Here is a 1,923-nt window from a genome sequence, read left to right on the forward strand (position 1 = left end):
ATCGACAGCAGCACGCCAAGGGTCGGATTGAAGATCCGTGCGTCACCGAGATAGCGGGCCAGCACCATCAGGATTGCCGCGGCCAGGGTCCGCCAGAACACGCCCACGGGCACCTTTCCTGCGATGCTCGCAAGGAAGAACACCGATGCGACCTCCATCGGCTGGACCACGAACCACGCGACGTAGCGTGAGGCGGCGCTGAGCTGCTGGCCCGCCAGCCAGATGTTGGAGGCGGCATAGTATTCAAGGCCCGACGCCAGGAGCGCAACAGCCGACAGCGCCAGCGGAACCCGCCAGCGCTCGGACGTCCATGTCAGGCCCAGCATTGCCAGAGCAGCCGTGGCAAACATGGCAAGGGTTGCAACACTGAGCGCGGTGCTGACCACCGCGCTGGATTGAAAGAGTGTTCCGAACATGGGCTTTCCCTAGACCTGGGCTCTGATGTGAGGGGCGCGGCCGTAGAGTGCGACCATCGGCAGGATCAGAAGACCGAAAATGAATTGTTGCCATTCGTATTTGAGCCCGATGCCAATCAGGAAGGCGCTCAGGACTTGCAGGACGAGAACCCCGATGACGGTGTAGCCATAGCCGCCATAGCCGCCCATGAGCGACGTCCCGCCGATCACGACTGCGGCCAGGGTTGTGAAGAGATACTGGTCGCCAACCCCTATGAACCCCCCTCCGCTCCAGCCCAGCAACAGGCATCCTGTCAAGGCGGCTGAGAAGCCGCTGATGGTGTAGGCGAGTGTCCAGTATTTGAACTCGGAGACACCGATCAGCTTGGCCGAGCGGCGATTGCCGCCCAGGGCGTAGATGTAGCGGCCGAAGGCGGAATAACGCAGGCCAACGATGACTATGACGGCAATGACAACCCACAACAGGATCGTTGGCGGGACAGCCAGACCGAAGGTACGACCATTCATCGCGGCGAGATTTTGCAGCCATTTCGGAACGGTCCCAAAGACGTTGCCGCCAAAGGACGATCCAATGCTGGTCAGAATCTGGACAAGCCCAGCGATCGCAAATCCCATTCCGAGGGTGAGGATCAACGCCTGACCTTGCAGCCGGTAGGACAGAACGCCATTCAAGAAACCCAGGGCACCGCCGATGATCAGCACGAACACCAGCGCGAGCCAGGGCGGTACGCCAAGGCCGATCAGGAACAAAAGCCCTATGTTGGACGCGCCGATAACAAACGGGATAGAGAGGTCCAAGCCGCCGAGCAACGCCACCAGCGTTTGCCCGACGCAGGCAATGCCCAGGAACGCTGCAAACAGCAGAATTGCTTTGATGTTGGCGGCAGAGAGGAACCCGTTGATCGTAAAGGAGCTGATCACGATTAGCGCCAGCAACACAATCAATCCAATAAAGGCGCTGCGGCCATGGGCGAAGCGGTTACCGACCTTGAACGCAAAGACCAGGATCGCTTCCAGCAGCAGGAAGGCAATCAGGTTGCCAAGGGATCTGAAGGACGGGACCGTGGCCGTGATCAGCAGATACACGATCAACATTACCGCCATGGTGATGATCAGGACCCGGTTGCCGACCCAGACGCCACCGGCGTCAGCCGGGGCTGCAGACTCGGTTTCAAGAGACGAAGACCGAGACTCGAAGATGACGGCGACGTAGTTGATCAGCCAGAACAGCACGGCGGCCAGAACGATGGTGTAGAGGATGACGATCTGGGCGCTGAGCCCCTGCCAAAACCCCAGGCCGAAGCTGATCGCCGCCACCACGAATGTCACGGCGAGGTTAAGCCATACCAAGGCGCGCGAACGCGGGATGAAGAGGCCGCCACTGCGGCTGCCGTTGGCGAAAGTCTGACTCATGGCCCGATCCCCAACGATTGTCCTGTCGCCACGATTCCGGCCGCGTGGCTTTGCTCGCCGACGACCAGGAACAGGAGCAGGATCAGTGCCGAGA

The 1,923-nt window shown here is 60.5% G+C and carries 2 protein-coding genes; both read right to left on the reverse strand.

Annotation, left to right across the window (positions count from 1 at the left end):
- Positions 1-416 (reverse strand): hypothetical protein (locus EN925_RS33880; protein ID WP_164894586.1); only part of this gene is annotated, 416 nt, incomplete at its 3' end.
- Between the two features lie 9 nt (positions 417-425).
- Entirely contained in the window at positions 426-1,829 is a 1,404-nt protein-coding gene (locus tag EN925_RS33885; RefSeq protein WP_127388367.1) for an ABC transporter permease, read from the reverse strand.
- Between the last annotated feature and the right edge of the window lie 94 nt (positions 1,830-1,923).

This window comes from Mesorhizobium sp. M7A.F.Ca.US.006.04.2.1 (genome assembly GCF_004022915.1).
GTDB lineage: Bacteria > Pseudomonadota > Alphaproteobacteria > Rhizobiales > Rhizobiaceae > Mesorhizobium > Mesorhizobium ciceri.